The 24,024-nt window shown below is 68.2% G+C and carries 16 protein-coding genes and 4 pseudogenes; 6 read left to right on the top strand and 14 right to left on the bottom strand.

Features of this window, described 5'->3' with window-relative positions:
• Positions 1-358 precede the first annotated feature (358 nt).
• Positions 359-631 carry a hypothetical protein gene (locus ABT300_RS27250; protein ID WP_351680777.1) on the top strand — a complete coding sequence of 91 codons (273 nt, stop codon included), beginning with the start codon at positions 359-361 and terminating at the stop codon, positions 629-631.
• Positions 632-727: 96 nt separating this feature from the next.
• On the opposite strand, the pseudogene ABT300_RS27245 reads toward ABT300_RS27250, so the two are convergent.
• Positions 728-919, bottom strand: a pseudogene (locus tag ABT300_RS27245) (Hsp70 family protein); the annotation flags it as partial.
• Positions 920-965: 46 nt separating this feature from the next.
• Here ABT300_RS27245 and ABT300_RS27240 point away from each other — a divergent pair.
• A pseudogene (locus ABT300_RS27240) lies at positions 966-2,214 on the top strand (IS256 family transposase).
• The gene (locus ABT300_RS27235; protein WP_351680774.1) at positions 2,211-2,825 is read left to right on the top strand and encodes an AAA family ATPase; all 615 of its coding nucleotides are present in this window, start codon (positions 2,211-2,213) and stop codon (positions 2,823-2,825) included. Before ABT300_RS27240 ends, ABT300_RS27235 begins: the two are co-directional and overlap by 4 nt.
• A gap of 10 nt (positions 2,826-2,835) precedes the next feature.
• Here the strand turns inward: ABT300_RS27235 and ABT300_RS27230 are convergent.
• Positions 2,836-2,973, bottom strand: a pseudogene (locus ABT300_RS27230) (Hsp70 family protein); the annotation flags it as partial.
• A 324-nt stretch (positions 2,974-3,297) separates the two neighbouring features.
• Here ABT300_RS27230 and ABT300_RS27225 point away from each other — a divergent pair.
• Complete coding sequence (locus ABT300_RS27225; RefSeq protein ID WP_351680771.1) at positions 3,298-4,404, top strand: hypothetical protein; 1,107 nt, start codon at positions 3,298-3,300, stop codon at positions 4,402-4,404.
• Between the two features lie 396 nt (positions 4,405-4,800).
• On the opposite strand, the gene ABT300_RS27220 is transcribed toward ABT300_RS27225, so the two are convergent.
• Positions 4,801-6,087, bottom strand: coding sequence for a helix-turn-helix domain-containing protein (locus tag ABT300_RS27220; protein ID WP_351680768.1), 1,287 nt, complete (start codon positions 6,085-6,087; stop codon positions 4,801-4,803).
• Between the two features lie 329 nt (positions 6,088-6,416).
• Entirely contained in the window at positions 6,417-6,539 is a 123-nt protein-coding gene (locus ABT300_RS27215) for a hypothetical protein (RefSeq protein ID WP_351680766.1), read from the bottom strand.
• Positions 6,540-7,576: 1,037 nt separating this feature from the next.
• Between ABT300_RS27215 and ABT300_RS27210 the strand changes: the two genes are divergently transcribed.
• On the top strand, positions 7,577-7,819 hold the full coding sequence (locus ABT300_RS27210; RefSeq protein WP_351680763.1) for a transposase: 243 nt from the start codon (positions 7,577-7,579) through the stop codon (positions 7,817-7,819).
• A gap of 55 nt (positions 7,820-7,874) precedes the next feature.
• On the top strand, positions 7,875-8,051 hold the full coding sequence (locus tag ABT300_RS27205) for a hypothetical protein (RefSeq protein ID WP_351680760.1): 177 nt from the start codon (positions 7,875-7,877) through the stop codon (positions 8,049-8,051).
• Between the two features lie 315 nt (positions 8,052-8,366).
• Here the strand turns inward: ABT300_RS27205 and ABT300_RS27200 are convergent, their stop codons facing one another.
• From ABT300_RS27200 to ABT300_RS27155, 10 genes and pseudogenes are all read right to left on the bottom strand, one after another.
• Positions 8,367-10,487: a PQQ-dependent sugar dehydrogenase gene (locus tag ABT300_RS27200; protein WP_351680757.1), complete on the bottom strand. Its 2,121-nt coding sequence runs from the start codon at positions 10,485-10,487 to the stop codon at positions 8,367-8,369.
• 144 nt (positions 10,488-10,631) lie between these two features.
• Positions 10,632-11,795, bottom strand: a complete 1,164-nt coding sequence (locus ABT300_RS27195; protein WP_351680755.1) for a sugar phosphate isomerase/epimerase family protein — start codon at positions 11,793-11,795, stop codon at positions 10,632-10,634.
• A gap of 146 nt (positions 11,796-11,941) precedes the next feature.
• A pseudogene (locus ABT300_RS27190) lies at positions 11,942-13,184 on the bottom strand (inositol-3-phosphate synthase).
• A 418-nt stretch (positions 13,185-13,602) separates the two neighbouring features.
• Positions 13,603-14,610 (bottom strand): sugar phosphate isomerase/epimerase family protein, encoded by a 1,008-nt coding sequence (locus ABT300_RS27185; protein ID WP_351680752.1) that lies wholly within the window; start codon positions 14,608-14,610, stop codon positions 13,603-13,605.
• A 35-nt stretch (positions 14,611-14,645) separates the two neighbouring features.
• On the bottom strand, positions 14,646-15,860 hold the full coding sequence (locus tag ABT300_RS27180) for a Gfo/Idh/MocA family protein (protein WP_351680749.1): 1,215 nt from the start codon (positions 15,858-15,860) through the stop codon (positions 14,646-14,648).
• 68 nt (positions 15,861-15,928) lie between these two features.
• A complete protein-coding gene (locus ABT300_RS27175) occupies positions 15,929-16,978 on the bottom strand; it encodes a substrate-binding domain-containing protein (protein WP_351680746.1) in 1,050 nt (349 codons plus the stop codon).
• Positions 16,979-17,081: 103 nt separating this feature from the next.
• Positions 17,082-18,110, bottom strand: a complete 1,029-nt coding sequence (locus tag ABT300_RS27170; RefSeq protein ID WP_351680740.1) for an ABC transporter permease — start codon at positions 18,108-18,110, stop codon at positions 17,082-17,084.
• Positions 18,107-19,630, bottom strand: coding sequence for a sugar ABC transporter ATP-binding protein (locus ABT300_RS27165; protein WP_351680737.1), 1,524 nt, complete (start codon positions 19,628-19,630; stop codon positions 18,107-18,109). The genes ABT300_RS27170 and ABT300_RS27165 overlap by 4 nt, the downstream gene beginning before the upstream one ends.
• Before the next feature lie 343 nt (positions 19,631-19,973).
• Positions 19,974-21,155 carry an ROK family transcriptional regulator gene (locus tag ABT300_RS27160; RefSeq protein ID WP_351680735.1) on the bottom strand — a complete coding sequence of 394 codons (1,182 nt, stop codon included), beginning with the start codon at positions 21,153-21,155 and terminating at the stop codon, positions 19,974-19,976.
• 849 nt (positions 21,156-22,004) lie between these two features.
• A complete protein-coding gene (locus ABT300_RS27155; protein ID WP_351680733.1) occupies positions 22,005-23,201 on the bottom strand; it encodes an RNA-guided endonuclease InsQ/TnpB family protein in 1,197 nt (398 codons plus the stop codon).
• Positions 23,202-24,024: the final 823 nt, after the last annotated feature.

Raw genomic sequence — 24,024 nt, 5'->3', positions numbered from 1 at the left:
TCCGAGTAGTCCTTCATCGCCATCGGCGGTCTTCTCGCTTCCTCCGGATCAAGCAGATCCAGTATCAGCGTGTCCACCACTCAGGGGGAGGCCCCGTGAACTTGCCCGCCGCACTGCACCCGCGGCCAGCCAAGCGGTGTCACCATCCCTGCCACGAAACCTGCCCAGGCAGCTTTCACCTGAGCGTAGGGAGACGGAAGCGGCTCAGGAGGCTGCGATTCAGCAGAAGCCAGACCGCCTCACGAGAGCCGGTGCCTACACGGGTGAGGGGGCTGGCCGGGAGGCGCAGCAGCTCGCGAGCGCACTGCAATCGCTGTTCGCCTCGCTCGAGGTGTCGATGCGGGCGTATGCCGCTCGTGTGCATCTCGACGCCAGTGTGGTCTCCCGGTTCCTCAGCGGCCGCCGTATACCTCCTCGGTCGTTCATCACCGGGTTGGTGCACGCGGCAGAGCAGGGCGGCAGGCCTGTCAGCCGAGACACCTACGAGGAACTGATCCGTCTTCATGAAGCGGCGCAGAGCAGTTCCCCTTATGTCGGAGACCGGCTCAGCGCGCTTCAGGCACGCAACGCTGAGGCGTCTGTCCGCATCCGGGAACTGGAAGCACAGTTGGCCGAGCTGCGCAGCAAATGACCCTTCCGATTGCTTCCTGGCTGTTATGGAGAAACAAAAGAGGGTACCGACCTTGACCCGGAAGGCGACGTCTGCTCGAGGGTCAGGGTGTACGCCGGACAGGTCGAGGAGCAGGACGTCCTTGACCTCGCCCTTGAGGACACCTGCCTGGAGCGAGGCGCCGATGGCGGCGGCCTCGTCCGGGTCCACACCCTCGTTGGCCTCCTTGCCAGCAATGCTCAGGACTTGTGGATCGGTTCTGGGAGGGCACGCGGAGGCCGTACCTTCCCAAATGATCCTTAAGTGGTCTCCGAGTAGGCCCGCGTTGCAGCGCGGGTCGGGAAGGCACACCCCCGTGCTTGGCGTGATCACCGGCGACGGCTCCACCCAGTCCGGCTCCCTGATCGACGAGATCGTCCGCGAGGGCGCCCGCCGGATGCTGGCCGCCGCGCTGGAAGCGGAAGTCAACCAGTACATAGCCGAGTTGGCGGCCGAGACGGACGAGCGGGGTCGGCGCATGGTGGTCCGCAACGGACACCACCGGCCCCGCACAGTCGTCACTGCCGCCGGCCCGGTCCAGGTCAGCGCGCCCCGGGTCAACGACCGGCGGGTGGACGAGTCGACCGGCGGGCGCAAGCGGTTCTCCTCGAAACTCCTGCCGCCGTGGTGCCGCAAGTCCCCGAAGATCTCCGAGGTTCTGCCGCTGCTCTACCTGCACGGACTGTCGTCCGGCGACTTCGTGCCCGCACTGGAACAGTTCCTCGGCTCAGCCGCCGGGCTCTCACCGGCCACGGTCACCCGGCTGACCAAGCAGTGGGCCGATGACCACGCCGCCTTCCCTGGCCCGCTACCTGTCCGACCGCGACTTCGCCTACGTGTGGGCCGACGGCGTGCACCCCAAGGGTGAGGCTCGGGCAGGCCCACTCGTGCGTGCTGGTCCTGCTCGGCGTCCGGTTGGACGGCACCAAGGAGCTGATCGCCATCGCGGAGGGCCTGCGCGAGTCCACCGAGTCGTGGGCCGACCTGTGGCGTGACCCCCGTCGGCGTGGGATGCGCGACCCCGAGCTGGTCGTTGGCGACGGCGCGATGGGAATGCGGAAGGCGCTCGCCGAGGTGTTCCCCGCATCACGGCATCAGCTGCTTGGCCCATAAATCCCGGAACGTCTCGAACGGTCTGCCGAAGTCCGCGCAGCCGGGCGCGACGAAAGCCATGCAAGAGGTCTGCAACGCAGAGGATCGCGCGCGCCGAGAAGATAATCGAGGCGTTCGCGAGAACCTACGGTGCCAAGTGGCCAAAGGCCGTCGCGAAGATCACCGACGACGCGGACGAACTGCTGGCGTTCTACGACTTCCCGGCGGAGCACTGGGTCCACCTGCGCACGACGAATCCCATCGCGTCGACGTTCTCGACGGTCAAGCTCCGGACCAAGGTCACCCGCGGCGCGGGCAGCCCGGCCGCCGCGCTCGCCATGGTGTTCAAGCTCGTCGATTCCGCGCAGACCCGTTGGCGGGCGATCACCGGCGCCCACCTGGTGCCCCTTGTCCGCGCGGGAGCCAAATTCGAGAGCGGCGTGCTGGTCGAACGTGCCACGGTAGCGGCATGAACCCGCCGGCCTTCGAGCAGACCCCTCCCGTCCACGGTCAGGTGATCGTCCTGACGGGGCCACCCGGAGCCGGCAAGAGCACCGTGGCGGCGTTCCTCGCCGATCACCTGGCCCCAAGCGTCCATCTGCACAGCGACGACTTCTGGCGCCACATCAAGCAGGGCTGGATCCCGCCCTACCTGCCCGAAGCTCATCGGCAGAACCAGGTAGTCCTGCAAGTACTGGTCTCGGCGGCGTTCGGCTACGCCGGCGGGGGCTACCACGTGGTGTACGACGGCGTCGTCGGCCCATGGTTCGTCGACCTCTTCCGCGCCGCGGCCAAGGAACAGGCCGTGCCGCTGAGCTACATCATCCTTCGCCCGAACCAGCACACCACGCTTGAACGGGCAACCGGCCGCACCGGCGACGCTCTGACCGAGCCCGAACCGATCCGATCGATGCACGACCAGTTCAGCGATCTGGGCGTCTACGAGACGAACGTCCTGGATTCCAGCAACCTGACCGCTAAGGCGACCGCCGACCGCATCCTGGAAAGCCTCGCGAGAGGCGCCTACCTCCTCGACCCCGATGACAGTGCCACCGGCGCAGACGACCCGATCCACAACCCTTGACAATGGCTCCCTGCTTGCCGCCGGTCAGCTCCTTGACGAGCTCGGCGACGGCGAGCATACGGGTGGAGCCACCGACGAGAACGACGTGGCCGATCTCGGACAGGGCGATCCCGGCGTCCTTGATGACGTTGTGGAACGGCGTCTCACACTACGCGGGCTGTGGGCTTCGACTGCGCACTATCGTGACCCGTGCCTGTAGCGGTCCGATGGATGCCGGCGTGTCGGCCCTGGCAATGGTTGGAGTGAAGTGCCTCGTCATCTCGATCCGGACGTCGCCAAGGCGAAAATGATCGCCAAGGGGATCTGGCCCATATCGGTGTGGCCTCTCAGCAGCCAACCGTGGCTGAGCGTCTGTATGGAGTGCGGCGAGTTCGTTCGGCCGGTCTACCGCAATGTGATGCAGCCCGGTCGTGGCGGTTGTGATCCATGCGGTCGGGCCCGGGCAGCTGCGAGACGAAGGGTTCCGGCGGACGTGGCACTGGCCGAGATGCGCGCCGCTGGTGTGGAGCCGCTGGAGGAGTATCCCGGATCGGATGTGCCGTGGCGCAGCCGCTGCCTCAGCGCGCTGTGCCCGGGCCTGTGGGAAGGCGATCCGGCCGACATCCGGCCGCGTCTGTCAGACGCCCGGCTGAGCAAGGGTTCGGCGTGCAAGTACTGTGCCCGGATCGCTGTCCGGCCTGAGCGCGCGGCGTACGAGATGATCCAGCGTGGCGTCGAGCCCCGCGAGCCCTACCAGAAGGCCGGCAAGCCTTGGCCGTGTACCTGTCTGCGCTGCGGTGCGGACAGTATCACCCCCACCTACGCCAACGTCGTCCTCACCGGGCAGGGAGGGTGCGCTCATTGCGGGGGGAGGATGCGTGTGCCCGAGGACCAGGCCCTCAGTGAGATGCTCGCGGTCGGTGTTCAGCCGCTCGAGCCGTACAAGGGCGTCAATGAACGCTGGCGTAGCAGGTGCCTTGCTCCGGCATGCCCTGGCCCGTCGGACCGCATCGTCTACCCTCGTCTGGCCTGGGTCCGGCGCGGAGCGCAGGCCTGCAAGTGGTGCGCGGGTGTCGTGATCGCCGGCGACGTCGCTGCGGGGATCATGACGGCAGCCGGGTTGCGTCCGCTGGAGCCTTATCCGGGGGTGCGGGAGCGCTGGCGATGCCAGTGCATGAATGCAGCGTGCAACGCCGTTGTCTTTCCGACGCTCGGCAGCGTGAACAGCCGCGGCACGGGCTGCTGTGAGTGTGCCGAGCATGGTTTCAATCGGGGGCAGGCAGCTGAGGTGTATCTGCTGTACCACTCGCGTCTGCAGGCGGCGAAGGTCGGGATCTGCAACCTGGGTACGGGCCGGATCGAGAAGCACCGCAGGCGGGGCTGGCAGGTGCATGCGACGCTTGCCTTCGACGTCGGTCGCGATGCCGAACGGCTGGAGCGAGAGGTCCTCGCGGAGTGGCGGGCGCAGGACTGGAAGCCGGTCCGTGATGGGGACCGAGCGTACGACGGCTGGACCGAGACGACGCCTGTCACCGCCGACATCCCGATCGGGGTCCTCTGGGACGGCATCGTGCAACTGCGGAGCCTGCTGGCTCTGTAGCTCAAGGGTGGCCCACTACCGCGGACCGCTAGCCCGGCTGGGGCCGGCCAGGCGAAGTCTCTGTTTGCTCGCGATGTCCTTGGTGTTGTCGCGATCTTGTCCTGGACGGGGACGATCTTCTTCTGTGCGTCAGCGGCTTTCTTGGCCTCCCGAGTCTGCCGCCGTTCACCTGTACGCGACATCCGCGGTCCGACCCGGCTGGAAGCGGGCCCGTGATGACGTCGCCTGGGCGAGGGCTTTCCGCTGGGTCCGCGGCGCCACCGCCTCTCACCGGATATTCACGCCGCCCCAGGGCGGTTGAAGCGGATCCGCGCGGGCGCCGCAGCGGTGCCCGCAAGGGACATATGCGAACCTGTCGCCGTCACTGGTCGGTCTGTACAGACTGGTGCGTCCTCCTCAAGTGGCTGCGGCGGGGTTCTCGGACTGCGGTTGATCAGTAGAGGAAGCCACCAGTGTGCTCGTTCCCACAGCGAGGCTGTACGAGGGGCTGAGCGGCAGGTGGGCAGATGTTTTGAGGCCGGTGAGGGAAGCACGTAAAGCCTCTACTGCCGGTTGGGGCACGACCAGACGCTGCGCATGCCCGGGGAGCGTGAACGCCTCTCCTGTTGTATTGCGCGTCTTTGCGTTGTTGCCGCGTACGGTGGGGCGTGCCGGTTTGCGAGCCGTCGGGTAGAGCGCGGCGTACAGAGCGTTGAAGGAGATGACGTGGGAGGCTCCCTGCGCCGTCAGGCGGCACACTTCCACGTCAGCGACGTCACGTTGCTCTATCAGGTGTGGTGGCAGCACGTCAGGGTGTTTACCCAGGAGCGTTGTCGGCACCCAGGTGCCGGCGTCGGCGCGTACGGCTGCGTCGACCGTGTAGAGGTCGACCAGGACCTGCCAGAGATCTGAGGGCTGGGCCGTGCGATGGAAGCGCTCCAGGCGTTTCGGGATCAGGGACAGATCTCTTTCGTAGACCTCGTTCCAGCGGTCCACGGCGTACTGGGCATTGGCCTGGCGATCACGGTCGGGGTCATAGTCGGCGATGACACGCTCGCGCAGGGCCCGCACCTGGTTCTGCCTCAGTTCTCCGAGCTCGTAGGTAAGGACGCGGTGCAAGCGCTGTACGGGACGGCCGTAGGAGGCGGCCAGTTCGATCAGATTCGGGTCGTCGAGCGAGGGGCCACGCCAGGGGCCACGCCGGGGCACGTACGTCTCGGCCATTGCCACGACGAGTTCGTGAGCCCGGGCCTGGCGTTGCTTTACCGCGGGGGTGCCGTCTATGGCCATCTCAACTGTCGGCCGTTGCACGGCCAGGGCGCGTGCGACTTCATCCACGAACTGCGGTCGGCGCGTGGGGACGATGCCTTCGGTCTCGAAGCGCCGGTAGTTCTTGGGGGAGATCCCCAGGAGTGCCACGAGATCTTGTGCGCGCAGTCCGCGCGCGCGCCTCCAGTCCGCAAGTGTCCACGCCTGGCGTTCGGCGTGGTTCATGAGCTGCCAGGGTTGGATCTTGAGTGCGCGGGCGAGGCTGTTGATGCGCAGCGGGTCTGGCACTCGGTGCCCGTTCTCGTAGGCAAGGATCTGCGCTTTGGTCGCGCCGACCGCGCGTGCCAGTTCCTCAGCAGTCATCGATGTGCGGTCCGGGCGCCTGTCGGCGTTCATCCGCTGAGCCTGCAGTTCGGAGGGGCTGAAGTCGGCCATACCCCGTGTCATCTGTGTGCCCTTCTTGGTCGTTGGGACCACTTCAGGAGCACCCTTCGCCGACGCGGGGTCCCTTCGTCGCAATTACTGTGAAGCGTTCACCTGGGTTACCATGTTTTTTAGTGGCAGAACCGGTGGATGCTTCACGCGAAATGCGCGAGGTTGGACGCCGTCAGACACACGGTTTGGGGACTGCGGTCCGCGTGTACCCATTACGAAAGAGGCCCTGTACCCCCACGGTTCATGACGCCGTTGGCGGGGGCACAGGGCCCAGCGTCTGGGAGCTTGATCCCGGGAGGCCTCCTGTTGCACCAGGGGGCCTCTGGCGTTTAGAAAGCCTTGTCGATCAGGTGCCGCAACAGAGCGCTCAGGCCCTGGAGCGTCAGCCAGCCGATCACTTTCTGCGCGATCTTCCGGTCTTTCTGCTCCCCGCCCTGGGGCGGGTTCTCCATCCGCAGCAGCTCCTCTCTGGTTCGTGGAGCCGATCGGCCCCGCGGGTCTACCGATCGACCGGTTACGCCTCGAGAGAAGATGCTCGGATGAGCTTACCGGGTCCCGCCTGCACCACTCGCCTATGAGAACCACGTGCACGTCAACTCCGGTGATAAGTAGCGTTTTGACGGTCAGTTAACGAAGTCCTCCTGGCAGCGGGGGGGGAAGTTCCGCTTGATCAGGCACCGTTCAGGGATGGCATCAGGGGTGGTCACGCTGCGTATGGCTCGGGGGCAAGACGCCCTCTACGTCGCAGGACGCGGGAGCGTCCCCCTCACTCGGTTCCGGCAGATCTTGGCAATGTGTCGTCCGTCACTGTCGGCGCGCCCCGGAAAGAGGTAAGGACTAGCGGCAGTTGACATCTCTTACCGGCCCACGAGGCTTGGCCAAAGGTCCAGGTTCCAGCCATGGCCGGTCCCCGGGCATGTGCCAGGGGACTACCGCGCAGTAGCCGGGTTCGACGTTCCGACGACGTCAACGTGACTTCTGCGAGCCTGGCGGATGCGATGCCGCCCGCCCTCGCAGAATCCGATCTTTTTCTGCCCCTCGGGGACGACCCCATGCACTTCCCGGCTGCCGGCTCCGGCTCCACCCACACCGGATGGTTGCTGTGCGTAGCCCGAAAGCCTGTGAGCCTGATCCGGTCAGCAGCCGTACGTCCCACTGCTGGCACTCAATGCCACTTCCTGCCACACCTCGGCGTAAGAGACATGGCAGGGCCGGCCGGGACACGACGCGAGAACAGAAGGGAGCGGCAAACACCGTGAAGCCTCGGCGGCTCCGTCCGCGTCGCCGCGTCGCAAGCGATCCAGGACAATTCCCAAGCCGCCAGGCCGCTTCTGATGGCTCTAGGCGGACTGGGTGGACCTCGTGAGTTGCCGGGCTGGACGTCCGTATGGTGCGGCGACATGAGCTCACGGACGCGCAGTGGCAGAGGATCGAGCCTCTGCTGCCCGGCAACGGCCAGCCGGGCGGGTAGTGGGCGGATCACCTCAGAGTGATCAATGAGGTGCTGTTCCGGGCCCGGACCGGGGTCGCCCTGGCCGGATCTGCCCGACGGTACGGGCGCTGGCAGACCGTCAATGAGCGTCATCGCCGCTGGTCGCCCGATGGCACCTGGAAGACCGTACTTCAAGAGATCGGGGCGAGTGCCGGTGACCCGGACGGAGCACTCGCCCGCGAGGTGCCCCTTCAGGAGCGGGCCGTGATCGCGCCCCAGCAGGCCCACTGTCCCTTGTGACCTGTCCGCCCCGGGCACGTGACACCACCCCCGCGCCTCCGAGGGCGGTGTGGGCGTGGTGATCCTGGCGGGTCACAACGAAGGCATCTCGGCCGTTGCCGAAGTTCGGGTTGCGCTGGATGTAGGTGTCGGCGCTGATGCACTTTCCGGCGGCCGTGCCCGGCGGATGCTGGTTGAAGGCCTGGGCCGGCAGCACCACGGCGGCCTTCCGGTTGGGCAGTTCCTGGGCTGAAAGCCGGCTCGTCGAACGCGTCGGCGTGTTGTGCTCGGGCGTGGCCAAGGCGGAGCGATGGTGAAGTGCTCTTCGACCGCGTCTCGCAAGCGCAGGTAGCTCTCGTCCAGCTCCGGAAGGGTCCTGCCGACGGGACGGTGAGATGGCGCAGTCGCCGCAGGAGGACGGCCAGGAGGTGGCGCAGAGCTGCGATGTGCGTTTCACGATCCCGGCACGGTCTGGGAAGTCCTGGTCCTCATGGATACGGAAAGCGAGTTGGCGCGCCAGCGGCGGGGCGCCACTCCTGCGACGCCCCGCATCTGTGCCTCCGCCGGGTCAGCCGGCCGGTGTCAGGGCGACCTCGGCGCTGCCCGAGAGGGAGGGCAGGCCGTCCGGGGGCGTGTCCGTGTAGGTGGCGTTGAAGACTGCCTTGAGATTGTCCGAGCCGGAGTGACCGCCGTCCACGAAGGTCTTGAACGAGCCGGAGCAGCCGTTGCTCGTGGAGAGCGGGTGGCCGTGCGAGTCGTGGCCGAGGATGAACGAGACGCTGACCTTGGCGCAGTCCACCGGCTGGTCGTCGGTGACGGTGACCTGCCAGGTGACCGTGTCACCCCAGTGGAAGGGGGTGCCGCCGTGCGGGGCCGGGTCGGTGGTGAGCGAGACGGTGGGCGCCTTGTTGCCGACCACGACGGGGACGGAGGCGGAGGCCGAGCGCGCGGTGCTGTCGGTGACCTTCAGCGTGGCGTCGTAGACGGCGTTGGCGGTGAAGGTGTGCTTCGGGTTGGCCTCCCTGGAGTCCACAGTGCCGTCGGCGTCGAAGTCCCATGCGTAGCGCAGGGCGTCACCGTCGGCGTCCGTGGTGCCGGCGCTGGAGAACTGGACCGTCAGCGGGTTGGTGCCGTTGACCACGTCCGCGGCGGCCTTGGGTTCCGGGGTGCGATTGCCGCGGGTGAAGTCGATGCGGGACAGCTGGGCCTCGGGCAGTTCCGCGAAGTAGCCGGTGCCGTACTCCAGGACGTACAGCGCGCCGTCGGGGCCGAACTCGGCGTCGATCGGGCCGTCCGTCTTGATCGAGGGGATCGCGTCCTCGATCTTCAGCACCTCGTTCTTCTTGCCGAGGGTGATGGCCTTCATCTGGTCGCGGGTCCACTCGTAGAAGAGCGGCTTGCCGTCGAAGTACTGGGGCCAGCGGTTCTGGGCCTTGTTGTACCTGTCGTACTGGTACGCCGGGCCGCCCATGGGGCCGATGCCGCCGGTGCCGAGTTCGGGGAACTCCGCGGAGGCTCCGTAGCCGTAGACGATCTCCGCGTCCTCGACCGGGGGCAGCTGGCTGCGGCCGGTGTTGTGGCGCGAGTCGTTGACGGGCTTGGCGCAGTCGAAGGCACCGCTGGAGGTCTGGGTGGCGAAGTCGTAGTCCTGGTAGGGCATGTCCTGGGTCACGCAGAACGGCCAGCCGTAGTTGGCGGGGCGGTCAATGACCATCCAGCGTCCCTGGCCCGCGGGGCCGCGGCCGGGGTTGGCGGTGTTGGCGTCGGGCGAGTAGTCGCCGACGTAGACCTCGCCGGTCTTCTCGTCCACTCCGAAGCGGAAGGGGTTGCGCAGGCCCATGGCGTAGATCTCGGGGCGGGTCTTCGCGGTGCCCGGTGCGAAGAGGTTTCCCTTGGGTACGGCGTAGCCGCCGTTGGGCTTGGTCTTGATGCGCAGGACCTTGCCGCGCAGGTCGTTGGTGTTGCCCGAGGTGCGCCGCGCGTCGTAGACCGGGTTGCGGTCGGCACGGTCGTCGATCGGGGCGTAGCCGTCGGAGGAGAACGGGTTGGAGTCGTCGCCGGTGGACAGGAACAGGTTGCCCTTGCGGTCGAAGTCGATCTTGCCGCCGACGTGGCAACAGATGCCGCGGTCGGCGGGCACGTCGATGATCTTCTGCTCGGTGGCGTAGGCGAGTTTGTTGCCGACGAGCTTGAACCGCGAAAGCCGTGTGTAGCCCTTGTACTTGGCGAAGTCCGCGGCCGTGCCGAACTGCGGGGCGTCGCCCTCGTTGACGCCCGGGGTGGCCGGGTCGTCCATAGGGGTGTCGAGGCGGGGTGAGTAGTAGAGGTAGACCCAGTGGTTCTTGGCGAAGCCGGGGTCGACGGCGATGCCCTGGACGCCTTCCTCGTCGTGCTGGTAGAGCCCTGAGGGGCTCTTCTTCATGTCGGCGGCAAGGAAGTTCACGCCGCTCTTGGGGTCGTGGATGCGGACCTCGCCGGTACGCGCCGTGTGCAGCACGCGCCGGTCGGGCAGGACGGCCAGGGCCATGGGCTCGCCGGGGCGGTCGTTGAGGGTGACCTTCTGGAAGTCCGACGCGGCCGGCGGCACGGGGGCCGACGGGGCGGCCTGGGCTGCGGGGAGGGGCAGGAGCCCGGCGGCTCCGACCAGGGTGGCGGCCCCTAGGAGGGTGACGATCCGTCTGTTGCGCACTCAGAACTCCTTCGGTCTGGTCGGCGGCCGCGAAGAGGGTCCGCGGCCGCCGACCGCTGCGGGTTGGAGGCCGGCGAGAGGCCAGGCGTGCTCAGTACGTCGGGCACCGGAGCGCGCCTGGCGGAAAGACAGGTGAGAGCTTCGTCAGTTGCAGCCACGCAGGGCCGCGAGGTTGCCGTAGCCGACCTTGGCGAACTCCAGGGACTGGCCGGGGGCGCTCGCGCTGGGTGCGTTGTCCTGCTCGACCATCGGGTTGTGGTAGTTCTTCGCACCCACCCGGGTGAAGAACTTCTGGTAGTCGATGTCGCCCGTGCCGAACGGCACCATGTCGTAGCCCAGGCCGCTCTGGAGGTTGACGACGCCGTCCTTGGCATGGAAGAGCGGGAAGCGGTTGGTGTTGCGCACCACGAGTGCGGCCGGGTCGAAGACGCGCTCGCGCTGCGAGCCGTCGTGGGCGGTGTAGGTGTGGAACTTGTACTGGGCCACGTGCGCCCAGAAGACGTCCAGTTCCAGGTAGACGTTCTTGCGGTCCGTCACCTTCAGGAAGTACTCCAGCTTCCGGATGCCCGAGCTGCGGGTCGGCTTGCCCTGGGCGTCGAGCGGGCCGCCGTCGAGCAGGAAGTCGTAGGCCGCGTCGTGGTTGTGGGTGTAGAGCTTGATGCCCTCGCGTCGGGCGATGGCGCCCAGGGTGTTCCACTTCTCCGCGGCGACGTCCCAGTCGGCCCGGTAGGGGGTGTTGGTGGGGTCGGCGCCGGTGCCCATGTGCTCCATGCCGAGGATGTTGGCGATCTCCAGCCAGCGCTTGAAGGTGTCCCGGTCGGACGGGGTCAGCGGCCAGGACGGCGGGATGTAGCCGTGGCTGCCCTGGGCCCGCAGGCCGTACTCGTCGAGCCAGGAGCGCAGGCGCCTCGCGCCCTGGACCGTGCCCAGGTCGGCGCCGCCGGGCGCGTTGGCGTGCTGGCCGTAGCCGGCGAACTCCACCTGGCGGTAGCCGAAGCGTGACAGCTGCCGGAACACCTCGCGGAAGCCGGAGGGCAGGTCGGAGGCGAGCGGGTCGCGGCCGACCGCGTCGCGGACGGTGTAGAGGATTATGCCGCGCTTGTGCGGCGGGACGAGGGCGGAACGGCCCCGGTCGTCGCCGACGGCCGCGGATCTGTCCTGGGCCAGGGCAGGCGTGGCGCCGAGGACCGGGGCGGCGATCGCCGCCCCGGTGACGGCCGTGCAGGTGCTGAGGAAGCGGCGGCGGCTGACGCCGAGGGTGCGGCGCAGGGACTCGCCGGTGACGGCTTCGTCATTGAACGCGGTCACAGTGGTTCTCTCTTTCGTTGTCGCGGTGCTGCGGGTGCGGGTGCTGCCTCAACCGAGGCCGGCGAGCCCCAGGGAAAAGGGACTTCACCGTGGTGGCCGCTACGCGGCCGGATACTGCGCGAGGGGGGTGGAGACCAGAGAGCGCGTCACTGCGCCGTGCGCAGGCGGTCGGCGAAGGACAGCAGTGCGGTGAACTGCTCCGAGAGGCCCGACGGGCCGGCGTCGGGGTCCTTGAAGTAGAAGCCCAGTTCCGGGAGCGGGCCGGACAGGCCCACCTCGTGGGCGCGGGCGACCAGACGGGCCAGGACCAGGACGAGCGGTGCGGCGAGGGCCGAGTCACAGCCCTGCCAGGTGGTCTGGAGGATCATGCGCGAGCCGAGGAAGCCCTCGAAGGCGATGTGGTCCCAGGCGGTCTTCCAGTCGCCGAGCGCGTGGACGTCGTCGATGTGCACCTCGCCCTGCGGTATGTGCCCGAGGGTGTCGGCCAGAAAGCGCTCCTTGCCGGCGTTCTTCGCCGCAGCCGCGCCGGGGTCGGTCAGCGTCGCCCCGTCGCCACCGCCCAGCAGGTTGGTGCCGGACCAGGCCCGGACCGTGAGGGCGCGCTGGACGAACATCGGGGCGAGTACCGCCCGCAGCAGGGTCTGACCGGTCTTGCCGTCGCGGCCCGCGTGGGGAAGTCGGGCGACTGCGGCGGCGTCCCTGAGGGCGGGCGTGCGCAGCCCGGTGGACGGCGTGAAGTTGACGTAGGGGCAGCCGGCTCGGATGGCGGCGGCCGCGTAGAGGGAGCTGGGCGGCAGTCGTACGACGTCGGGGGCGGGCAGAGGCTCCGTGGAGGAGACGTCGACGACGACCACCACCCGTGCCAGGGTGTTGCGCTCGCGGAACGAGATGAGGTCTGCGGCGAGGTCCGCGACCAGTTCCTCGTAGCTGCGAGGGTCGTCCGGGAGCGGGCCGCCGGGCCGTATCTCCTCGTCCGCTTCCTGGAGTTCGGCGTGTACGGCGGGAGGCGAGGCCGTGCGGCAGGACGCCCGCGTCGGTGAGGTCTTCGGCCCGCTTGGGCAGCGGGTGGTGGGTGATGTCCTGACCACCGAAGACGAGGGAGGGCAGGGCCGGCAGGCCGGTGCCGTCGAACGGTGGGGTCTCGGTGACCATGCCGGTCGACGGGTGCCGTCCGGCGGTGACCGCCGCGCATCCGGCGACGGCAGTGGTGGCCACCGGTCCTCGGGCTCCGACGAACCGGACACCGGTGCGTACGGCCCGCCCGGCGGCCCGGAGTTGCGCTGCGTTCCCGTCAGGGTTCACGGGTGCCTCCCTGCCATGTCGATGTTCCGATGCGGTTGGAGGACGGTGGGCGGGAGCGGGGCTGTTGTCCGCGCCCACCGTCGGCATATGAGCAGGCCTTGGTCGTGGCCGAGGGCGTCTGCGTGGTCGGCGCGGTTACGGCGAGCGAGTCGGCGACGAGAAGGCCGCCGGTGAGAAGGGCGGGATTTCCCGGTGGCGCTTGACGTGTGTGGTGCACGGTCGTTCTCCGTCGTCCGGTCGAACGAGCGGTGAGCTGTGCAACCGGTGGGGGTGCGCCGTCACTGTCAAACCACTGGGTGGCGCCTGTGCACGAGAGGGGACCGTAGCCCGGTTCGTCCTTGACCGAAAGACCTTGCGCAGAAGAAAGACGCACTTTTTCCAGGGTCAGGACAAAGCGAATTGAGGACAAAGCAGGGTCCGGGCAGCCCGGACCGGCCCGGCGGCCTTCCCGCCACCGGGCCTGTACGTGGCAGCTTCCAGGGAGCGAACCCCGTGTGTCGGAGCCTTAGTTGTCGCCGCCTCCGAAGGCGGCGTCGAAGGACGCCGAAGGCGGGTCGAAGTCGAATTGCTTGAGGTGGGCGAGCGCTTGCGGCGCACCGACGAGGCGGTCCATGCCGGCGTCCTCCCACTCCACGGAGATCGGCCCGTCGTAGCCGATCGAGCGCAGCATCCGGAACACATCCTCCCAGGGGACGTCGCCGTGCCCCGCGGAGACGAAGTCCCAGCCGCGCCGCGGGTCGCCCCAGGGCAGATGGGAGCCGAGGCGTCCGTTGCGGCCGTCCAGGCGCTTGCGGGCCTCCTTGCAGTCGACGTGGTAGATCCGGTCCCGGAAGTCGTAAAGGAAACCGACCGGATCCAGGTCCTGCCACACGAAGTGGGAGGGGTCGAAGTTGAGCCCGAAGGCGGACCTGTTGTCCACCGCCTCCAGTGCGCGTCGGGTGGTCCAGTAGTCGTAGGCGATCTCGCTCGGATGGACCTCGTGGGCGAAGCGGACGCCCTCGGTGTCGAAGACGTCCAGGATCGGGTTCCACCGCGCGGCGAAGTCCTCGTAGCCGCGCTCGATCATCCGCTCCGGCACCGGTGGGAACATCGCCACCAGATGCCAGATCGACGACCCGGTGAAACCGACGACCGTGTCGACGCCGAAGGCCGCCGCGGCACGCGCCGTGTCCTTGATCTCGGCCGCGGCCCTTTGACGCACCCCTTCCGGCTTTCCGTCGCCCCAGATGCGAGGGGGCAGGATGCCCTGGTGCCGTTCGTCGATGGGATGGTCACAGACGGCCTGGCCGACGAGATGGTTGGAGATCGCCCAGCACTTCAGGCCGTACTTCTCCAGCAGGGCATGTCGACCGGCCAGGTAGGACGGGTCGGCCAGTGCCTTGTCGACCTCGAAGTGATCGCCCCAGCAGGCGAGTTCGAGGCCGTCGTAGCCGAAGTCGGCGGCCCGTCGGCAGACCTCCTCCAACGGCAGATCGGCCCACTGACCGGTGAACAGAGTGAACGAGCGTGCCATGGCGGCTCCAAGAAGGCGTGGGTCCTGCCGGATCGCTACCGGGCTTCGGCGAAGACGGCCTGGACGGGGGTGTAGACGGAGTTCTTCTGTGCGCTCTCCTCCACTGCGGCAAGCACCCTCTGCACCTGCAGCCCGTCGGCGAACGACGGCCTCGGGTCGGTGCCGGACGCGATGGCCTCGACCAGGTCGCGAGCCTGGTGCGCGAAGGTGTGCTCGTAGCCGAGACCGTGGCCCGGCGGCCACCAGCCCTCCAGGTAGGGATGCTCGGCCTCGGTGACGAGGATCCTGCGGAACCCTGCCGTGGCGGCGGGCTCCCGGTGGTCATGGAAGGACAGCTCGTTGAGCCGCTCGAGGTCGAAGGCGAGCGATCCGAGTTCGCCGTTGAGCTCCAGCCGCAGGGCGTTCTTGCGTCCCGAGGCCATCCGGGTCGCCTCGAACACGGCGAGCGCCCCCGAGAAGAACCGGCCGGTGAAGACGGCGGCGTCATCGACCGTGACCGGCCCTCGCCGGGTGCCGCCGGAAGCGGCCAGGCCGGTCGAGGAACCGTCGAGGAGGGGGCGTTCCTCGACGAAGGTCTCCATCTGGGCGGAGACGCCGACCAGTTGCTCCCCCGCCAGGTACTGGGCCAGGTCGACGATGTGCGCGCCGAGGTCACCGAGCGCCCCCGACCCGGCGTGCTCCCGCTGCAGCCGCCACGTCAGCGGGAAGTCGGGGTCGACGAGCCAGTCCTGGAGGTAGCTCACCCGCACGTGGCGCAGCGTGCCGAGCCTGCCGTCGGCGATGAGCCGACGGGCGTAGGTGAGGGCGGGCACGCGCCGGTAGTTGAAGCCCACCATCGCCAACTGCCCGCGTGCGCGGGCGGCTTCGGCGGCTGTGACCATGGCCTCCGCCTCGGCGACCGAATTGGCCAGTGGCTTCTCGCACAGCACGTGCTTGCCCGCCTCCAGCGCCGCGATCGCGATCTCCGCATGGCTGTCGCCCGGTGTGCAGATGTCGACGAGCTGTACGTCGTCGCGGGCTATGAGGGCACGCCAGTCGGTCTCCGTCGCGGCCCAGCCGTGCTTGTCGGCGGCCGCACGCGCTCCCTGCGCGTCGCGGCCGGCGATCGCGGCGAGAACCGGCCGCAGCGGCAGGTCGAAGACGTGCCCGACGGTGCGCCACCCCTGTGAGTGCGCGGCGCCCATGAACGCGTATCCGACCATCCCCACACCGAGTGCCGGGGGTGCGGTCCGACTGTCCCTCTGTTCCATACGGATTCCTCCTCGTCGGAGTGTCACTGCCTCGTCGCTGTCTTCTCGGGGCGCGCGGCCCGGACCGGTCAGATGAAGCCGGTCGGCAGGTACTGGTCTACGTTGTCCTTGGTGACCACGGCCGAGTAGAGCGTCAGCGAGGACGGGATCTCGAACTCGGCGAGGCCACCGACGCCCTTGCCCTGGCCGAGCGCCCGGGCGAGATCGATGGCGGAGGCGGCCATCGTCGGCGGGTACAGGACGGTCGCCTTCAGCACGCTGTCGCCGGCCTTGATCGCGTCCATCGCGGACTTGGCGCCCGCACCGCCGACCATCAAAAAGTCGTCACGCCCGGCCTGGTCGATGGCGCGCAGCGCACCGACACCCTGGTCGTCGTCGTGGTTCCACAGGGCATCGAAGTTCGACTGGGCCTGCAGGAGTTGGGCCATCTTGGCCTGGCCTGACTCGACCGTGAAGTCGGCCGCCTGGCGGGCGACCTTCTCGATGTTGGGGTAGTTCTTCAGGGCGTCGTCGAAGCCCTTGGTTCGCTGCTGGGTCAGTTCGAGGCTGTCGAGGCCGGCGAGTTCGACGACCTTGGCGTTCTTCTTGTCCTTGAGCTGCTCGCCGATGTAGTGGCCGGCGTTGAGGCCCATGCCGTAGTTGTCGCCACCGATCCAGCAGCGGTACGCCTGCGGGGAGGCAAACACGCGGTCCAGGTTGACGACGGGGATGCCCGCCCGCATGGCCTGGAGACCGACCTGGGTGAGGGCCTTGCCGTCGGCCGGCAGGATCACCAGGACGTCGACCTTCTTGTTGATCAGTGTCTGGATCTGGCCGATCTGCTGGGCCGTGTCGTTGGAACCCTCGGTGATCTCCAGCGTGACGTCGGAGTACTTCTTCGCACGCGACTTGGCGTTGTCGTTGATGGCGTTGAGCCAGCCGTGGTCGGCCTGGGGGCCGGCGAAGCCGATGGTGACGGCCTTGCCCGGCTTGTCGTCGGCGACCGGGGCGGCGTTGTCCGCGGTCTGTTCCTGGTTCTTGGGCTCGTTGCTCGTGCAGGCCGTCAGCACGGCACCGGCGGATACGGCTGCGGTGCCGAACAGCAGTGCTCTGCGGCTGGTGGCGGGGATTCTTGCCATGGCGGATCGACCCTTCGACTGGGCGGTGTGCGTCAGGTGGAGGCTGTGGGGTGCCGGACGGCGGGTGTCAGGGGCCGCCGTCCGGCGGTGTGCGGCACGGACGTCAGGTGTCTGCGTGCGGGGAGCGGCGCTGGACCAGGACGGCGGCGACGATGATGGCGCCCTTCGCGATCTGCTGGACAGCGGTCTCGAGGTTGTTCAGGGCGAAGATGTTGGTGATCGTGGTGAAGATCAGGACGCCGAGGACGGAGCCGATGATGGTGCCGCGGCCGCCGCTGAGCAGGGTGCCGCCGATGATCGCGGCGGCGATGGCGTCCAGCTCGTACAGGTTGCCGTTGGTGTTCTGGCCCGAGCCGGCGAGCACGATCAGCATGAACGCGGCGATACCGCAGCACAGTCCGGACAGCAGATAGAGGTAGAGGCGCTGGCGGCGCACGTCGATCCCGGCGAGGCGGGCTGCTTCCGCGTTGCCGCCGACCGCGACGGTGCGGCGGCCGAAGGTGGTGCGGTTGAGCACCAGCCAGCCGATGACGGTGACCGCGGCGAAGATCAGGACAAGGGGCGGGATGCCGAGGACGTAGGAGTCCCGGGCGCCCAGGTCGAGCACCGATTCGACGCTCACGACCTGAGTGCTGCCGTCCGTGATCTGCAGCGCGAGGCCTCGGGCGGAGGCGAGCATGGCAAGGGTCGCGATGAACGGCACCATCCTTCCGTAGGCGATCAGCAGACCGTTCACGAGACCGCATCCCACACCGACGATCACCGCGGTGAAGAGGATGCCCGCGAAGCCGAACTCCTGTGTGGCCACGGTCGTCGCCCACACCGAGGCGAGCGCCACCATCGCACCGACCGAGAGGTCGATCCCGCCGCTGGTGATGACGAACGTCATGCCGACGGTGACGACGCCGATCACGGACGCCTGGGTGAGGACGAGTTGGAGATTGCTCGTCGCGAGGAACTCGTCCGGCGCGGTGATCCCACCGACCGCGACGAGGACGGCGAGCACTCCGAGCAAGGACAGGGCGCGCACGTCCCACCGCAGACCGAGCCGGGGTGAACTCCCCTGCTCCCCCGCGGGCTTGGCGGCGGACGTCGGCGCATCCTCCTGCGCCGTAGTGGCCGGCTGTGTCATGACGTCGGGCTCCCTTCCATCACAAGGTCGAGTACGCGGTGCTCGTCGAGCTCCCGGGCGTCCGCCGTGTGGACGACGCTGCCTTCACGCAGCACCAGCACCCGGTCGGCAAGGCCCAGGACCTCGGGCACCTCACTGGACACGAGAAGTACGGCCAGGCCCTCGTCGGCCAGCCGCCGGATCACCGCGTAGAGCTCCGCTCGCGCGCCGATGTCGACACCCCTGGTCGGCTCGTCCAGCAACAGCACCTTGCAGCCTCGCAACAGCCAGCGGGCAAGGACGGCCTTCTGCTGGTTGCCGCCGGACAGAGTCCTGATCGCGGCGTCGGGATTGTCCGGCCGGAGCGACAGTTCCCGCACCGCCTGGTGCGTCGCGGCCCGCTCGGTGCGCCGGTCGAGCCAGCCCGCGCGGGCGAACCGGGGCAGCGTGGAGATCGACACGTTGCTGCTGACGGACTCCAGCATCAACAGGCCCTGCGCCTTGCGCTCCTCGGGGGCGAGACCGATGCCGGCGCGGACGGCGGCGCGGACGCTCCCGGGGCGCAGCGGGGCTCCGTCCACCAGGACACGGCCGCCGTCGGGCTTGCGAGCCCCGTAGATCGTCTCCAGGATCTCGCTGCGTCCGGACCCGACCAGCCCGGCCAGACCGACGATCTCACCCGGCCGCAGCTCCAGATCGACCGGCGCGAACTCCCCTCGCCTGCTCAGCCCTTCGACTTTCAGCACCGGCTCCCGGGCTGCGGCGAACCCGGCGTCGGGCCGCTCGGGGAAGACATACTCCACGTTCCGCCCTGTCATCAGGGCCACGACCTCTTGGGTCGGTGTGCTCTTGGCAGGCAGGCCGCCCGCGACCGACCGGCCCTCCTTCAGGACCGTAACCCGGTCGCCGATACGGCGGATCTCCTCAAGACGGTGGGAGATGTAGATGACGGCGACGCCGTCGGCTGTCAGATCGCCCACGATCCGGAAGAGGTTGTCCACCTCTTCGGGGTCGAGCGCCGCGGACGGCTCGTCCATCACGATCAACCGAACCTCGTGGGACAGCGCGCGGGCCATCGAGACGATCTGCTGCTGCGCCGCGGACAACTCGCCGACCAGCCGGGAGGGATCGATCTCCGAGTGCCCCAGACCTCCGAGCAGTTCCGCGGTCGCCGTGCGGGCGGCGGAGCCACGCACGATGAACCCGGCGGAGGTCGGCTCGTGCCCGAGGTAGACGTTCTCCGCGACGGACAGCCCCTCGATCAGATCGAGTTCCTGATAGATGGTGGCGATGCCCAGACGCATGGCGGCGATCGGTGAGCCCAGGGTCACTGGCGCACCCTGCCAGGTGATCTCACCGTCGTCGGGCTGGTGGGCTCCGGCGAGCACTTTGATCAAAGTCGACTTGCCGGCCCCGTTCTGGCCGAGGAGGCAGTGGACCTCACCGGCCTGGACGTCGAGGTCGACGCCGTCGAGGGCCCGTACGCCGGGGAAGGACTTGGTGATACCGGACATGGTGAGCAGGGGTGGTGGTGATGCCATGAGGAATCCCCTCGGCGGGTGCGGGCCGTCAGCGGGCAGGGCTGGGCGGAGTGGTCGGGAACACGGGCGGCTTCGGCGAGCCCCGAGTTGTGAGCCGGGGCGTGGAAGCTGAGCAGGGCAAGCCGGGTGGCCCGGCGACCGGGTAGTGGCGGGGCCGGCCGCCGACGCGTCATGCGGTGGTTGAGGCCGCGGCGTTATGGGTGTGACGAGGGCACCGCGGGGTTGCCTGGGCGCGATAGGTGTGGCGAATCGCTGGCGAGGTTGCGGCGACGCTCAGTGGTGGTCGGGCCACAGGGGCGCGAGGCGCAGGTCGTGGTCCGTCGCCGACCGAGCCGGACAGCGGTCAGGCCGGTGAGAAGATGTGGTCACTGATGAGCCGGGCCGCGCCGATGGCTCCGGCCGCCGGTCCCAACTCACCGAGCACAATGGGCAGGTTCCCCGTGGCGAGCGGCAACGACTGCCGGTACACCTGGGTGCGGACACTGGCCAGCAGCGTGTGCCCGAGCCCGGTCACCCCGCCGCCGATCACCACCAGTCCCGGGTTGAAGAAGCTGACAAGCCCGGCGATGACCTGTCCCAGGCGTTTCCCGCCCTCCCTGATCAGCTCCAGGGCGACCGCGTCCCCCGCCGCCGCAGCAGCCGACACATCCTCGGCCGACAGACGCCCGGCCGCCTCCAGCCGCGCAGCGAGCTCCACCGACCGCCCCTCACGCGCGGCCCGCTCCGCGTCTGCGGCCAACGCGGCACCGCTGAAATGCGCCTCCAGACAGCCCCGGTTGCCACACGCACATGCGCGGCCTTCCGGTTCCACTTGAATATGACCGATGTCGCCGGCGCTGCCCGTCACCCCGCGGTGGACCTCACCGCCGACGACGATGCCGCAGCCGATACCGGTGCCGATCTTGACACACAGGAAGTCGCCCACGGAACGGGCCACGCCCGCGTGCCGCTCCCCCATCGCCATCAGGTTCACGTCGTTGTCGACCATCACCGGGCAGCCCAGTTCCTGACTGAGCGCCTCCCGCACCGGGAAGCCGTCCCAGCCCGGCATGATCGGCGGCGCGACCGGGACACCCTCGGGGAAACGGACCGGGCCCGGGACGCCGATGCCGGCGCCGTCGAACCCCTCCGCGAGCCCCGATGCCCTCAACTTCGCGGCCATCGACAGGACTTGCTCGAAGACCGCGACCGGGCCCTCCCGGACGTCCATCGGATGATTCAGGTGCCCCAGGACCTCCAACTCCGCATTGGTCACGGCGACATCGATCGACGTGGCCCCAATGTCGACACCGAGGAAACGCAGTGTCGGCGCGAGCCGGATGTTGTGCGACCGCCTGCCGCCCCGAGAGGGTGCCAGCCCGTCCGCGACAACCAGTCCCGTCTCCAGCAGCCGGTCCACTTCCACCGCCAGCTTCGACCGGGACAGGTCAACCAGATCACCCAGCTGCGCACGAGAGTGGGACCCGTCGTCACACAGCAGGCGAAGCAGCCGCGCCTGATGCGCGTTCTCAGGCCGAGCAGTCATCCGTCGCACAATCCCTCCCCTCCCCTCGTCCCCAGCTGGGACTCAGGCGCCAGCCGCCATCGGCCACACCGTCGGGCTCTCGGGGAGGAACGTAACAACCATTTTCCAGACTGGGAAGCACTTACGCGCGAGTAACACGAATCTTTTTCCACTCACAAGACAAAGTTCCGTCAGCAAGCCACCCGCTTCTGGGCCCGATGTCGGTCATGTCTGACGGGATGATCGGGGCCGCCCCGTGATCGAGGTGGCGTCCCGCCACGTGGAGCCGCGGATCAAGGCGCGGAAAACCGCAAGTCATCGCGCCTCGGCGCGGTCTGAGGCAAGCGGACGGTGCTGGCGGCAGGAGAGCCGCTGTGCGACCCGGGAGCCGTGTCCCATGGGGTGGCCTGGCACCCTGCCCGGCATCCGGACCATGCCGAACGGCGGTGACTGCTTCATCCACCGCGAAGACGTGCGGCAAGCCAATGGCCTGAACCGACGAACCGACCGTCCCGGCCTTGAACCAGTCGCCTGGAGCATGGCCGACGTCGCAGCTTGGGGGGTCGCCCGTCAGATCCGGCCGCGTGGTCTCCCGACACTGTCGCCACGTTCCGGGCCGCACATACCAGCGGGTGATCGGTTGGTGCTTCCTGTACGTCCGGCCCCGCGCCCCCAACAGATACGTTCACCACCGCCCGTTGCGCGAACGCGGATGGGCGGCTGGCCTGGATGCCGCGCGCATACAGGCGGCGAACACGCCGATCCGGCAGTTCTCCGTCCAGCCGGCCGTCTCGGCGTACTGCCGCTGGACCCCGGCGGAGGTGACGCTCCCTTTGTTGACATCCTCCCCTCCCTGAAGGGAGGGGATTCCTACGGCTCGCGCCGTGGGGTTTTCTGCTTCGTCGCCGACCGCCCGCCCGGAGTACTCCGTTGAGGTCTTACACCAGCTCCACAGACAGACACGGCCAGCCCGGCCGCCAGAATGTTCTTCGCTGCGTTCACGTCCCGGTCGTGGGCCGTCCCGCAGTCGCACGTCCACTCGCGAACGTTCAGCGGCATCTTGCCCTGCAAGGTGCCGCAGGTGGAGCACAACTTGGACGAGGGGAACCAGCGGTCGACCGCGATCACTTCGCGCCCGTACCACTGGGCCTTGTACTCCAGCATGCTCCGGAATTCGCCCCACGCCGCGTCGCTGACAGCGCGGGCCAGTCTGCCGTTCTTCACCATGTTCCGAACGGTGAGGTCCTCGATCACGATCGTTTGGTTTTCACGAACGAGTCGAGTCGTCAGCTTGTGCAGGTTGTCCCGGCGCCGGTCGGCGATCCGGGCGTACACCTTGGCGACCTTCTCCCGGGCCTTCCGACGGTTTGCGCCGTCTCCCTCGGCCCTACGGGCAAGCTGCCGCTGGGCCTTGGCGAGACGGGCACGGTCGCGGCGCTCGTACCGGGGGTTGGAGACCTTCTCCCCGGTCGACAGAGTCAGAAGGTGGTCGAGTCCGACGTCGATGCCAACGGCCCTCTCTGCGGCCGGGAGCGGCTGAACTGTCGGATCCTCGACCAGCATGGACACGTACCAGCGGCCGGCCGCGTCCTGAGACACGGTCACCGTGGACGGCGACGCCCCCTCGGGCAACGGACGGGCCCACACGATGTCGAGCGGCTCCGCCATCTTCGCCAGCGTCAGCTTCCCGTCCAGGAACCGGAACGCGCTGGTGGTGTATTCCGCCGACTTTCGGGACTTCTTCCGCGACTTGAAGTGCGGGTACTTCGCCCGATTGCCGAAGAAGTTCGCAAACGCCGTCTGGAGATGCCTCAGTGCCTGCTGGAGCGGGACGGAGGAGACCTCGTTGAGGTACGCGAGTTCCTCGGTCTTCTTCCAGGCCGTCAGCATCGCTGACGTCTGGCTGTAGTTCACCCGCTCCTGCCGCGTCCACGCTTCCGTGCGCGCGGCCAGGGCGAGATTGTAGACCTTCCGCACGCAGCCGAACGTGCGGGACAGCTCAGCTGCCTGCGCGTCGGTCGGATAGAAGCGGTACTTGAACGCCCGCTTCACGTGGGTGGCCTTCACAGCTCACATACTAGCCCATCAGTTTGTGACAGAGCGCGCACAGTTGGGTGAAGACGACCAATCGCCTCGGCGGCGATTGCTCTTTCATTGCCCTGCTCCGCAGGTACTTCGTTTCCTCCCCGCCCTGAAGGACGGGGTATCCACGAAGGAGAACACCGATGAGCCCCTGGAGACCCGGTTTACTGCCCGGCCCGCTGCAGGGCGTGAGCTGGCGTACTCGGTAGACGTGACGCGGCAGTGAGAATGAGGCCGTCCTCGCGAACGTCTGCCGGTCGGGGCCTCGCCTCGCTGCTGCCTGGTCCACTACTGGCATGGATACCAACCGCCGGAGCAAGACCAAAGGCTGCCGCCCCGTCGAAGGAGAGTGGGCCGGCGGAGCCCTGCCTCGTTGCTCATCAGCCATCACGGCAACACCCCCATCCAGCACAGCCGGCTCTAGTAAAGTCAGCAAAATGCGGCCAGGGATTCCTCAAACCCACAGGTCCCGAAGGGTCCTCCCCACGCACATGGGGGTCTGTCCAGGAACGTCTGGCTGAGCGTGCCGAACACGTTGTCCTCCCCACGCCTGTGGGGGTCTCTCCCACCTGCCGCGCCAAGTACCGCGTTCGCTGACGTCCTGTGCCCACACGTGGGGTTCTCTCGCGCATCGGCGCAGAGTCCATCGCAGTTGCGATTGCCGCCTCCCCACCCGTGAGGATCTGTCTCGTAGGTCTTTTCGTGTGTCCCCTTGAAGCTTCCCCTTGATCGTGGACACCTGGAGACTGGGATCTGAGGTTCCAGAGGAAGCAGTGCCAGGTGGGAAGCAAGTACACGAATCGGTACT

This window comes from Streptomyces sp. NPDC001027, assembly GCF_040299045.1.
Classification (GTDB): Bacteria; Actinomycetota; Actinomycetes; order Streptomycetales; family Streptomycetaceae; genus Streptomyces.
Note: the sequence above shows the minus strand (reverse complement) of the source record. Positions and strands in the feature narration are given on the sequence as shown.

What these genes read in the sequence shown, in the direction of transcription:
- ABT300_RS27235 (WP_351680774.1), top strand. Translation starts at nt 2,211, where the DNA reads ATGAACCCGCCGGCCTTCGAGCAGACCCCTCCCGTCCACGGTCAGGTG.
- ABT300_RS27220 (WP_351680768.1), bottom strand. Translation starts at nt 6,087, where the DNA reads ATGGCCGACTTCAGCCCCTCCGAACTGCAGGCTCAGCGGATGAACGCC.
- ABT300_RS27215 (WP_351680766.1), bottom strand. Translation starts at nt 6,539, where the DNA reads ATGGAGAACCCGCCCCAGGGCGGGGAGCAGAAAGACCGGAAGATCGCG.
- ABT300_RS27185 (WP_351680752.1), bottom strand. Translation starts at nt 14,610, where the DNA reads ATGGCACGCTCGTTCACTCTGTTCACCGGTCAGTGGGCCGATCTGCCG.
- ABT300_RS27180 (WP_351680749.1), bottom strand. Translation starts at nt 15,860, where the DNA reads ATGGAACAGAGGGACAGTCGGACCGCACCCCCGGCACTCGGTGTGGGG.
- ABT300_RS27175 (WP_351680746.1), bottom strand. Translation starts at nt 16,978, where the DNA reads ATGGCAAGAATCCCCGCCACCAGCCGCAGAGCACTGCTGTTCGGCACC.
- ABT300_RS27170 (WP_351680740.1), bottom strand. Translation starts at nt 18,110, where the DNA reads ATGACACAGCCGGCCACTACGGCGCAGGAGGATGCGCCGACGTCCGCC.
- ABT300_RS27165 (WP_351680737.1), bottom strand. Translation starts at nt 19,630, where the DNA reads ATGGCATCACCACCACCCCTGCTCACCATGTCCGGTATCACCAAGTCC.
- ABT300_RS27160 (WP_351680735.1), bottom strand. Translation starts at nt 21,155, where the DNA reads ATGACTGCTCGGCCTGAGAACGCGCATCAGGCGCGGCTGCTTCGCCTG.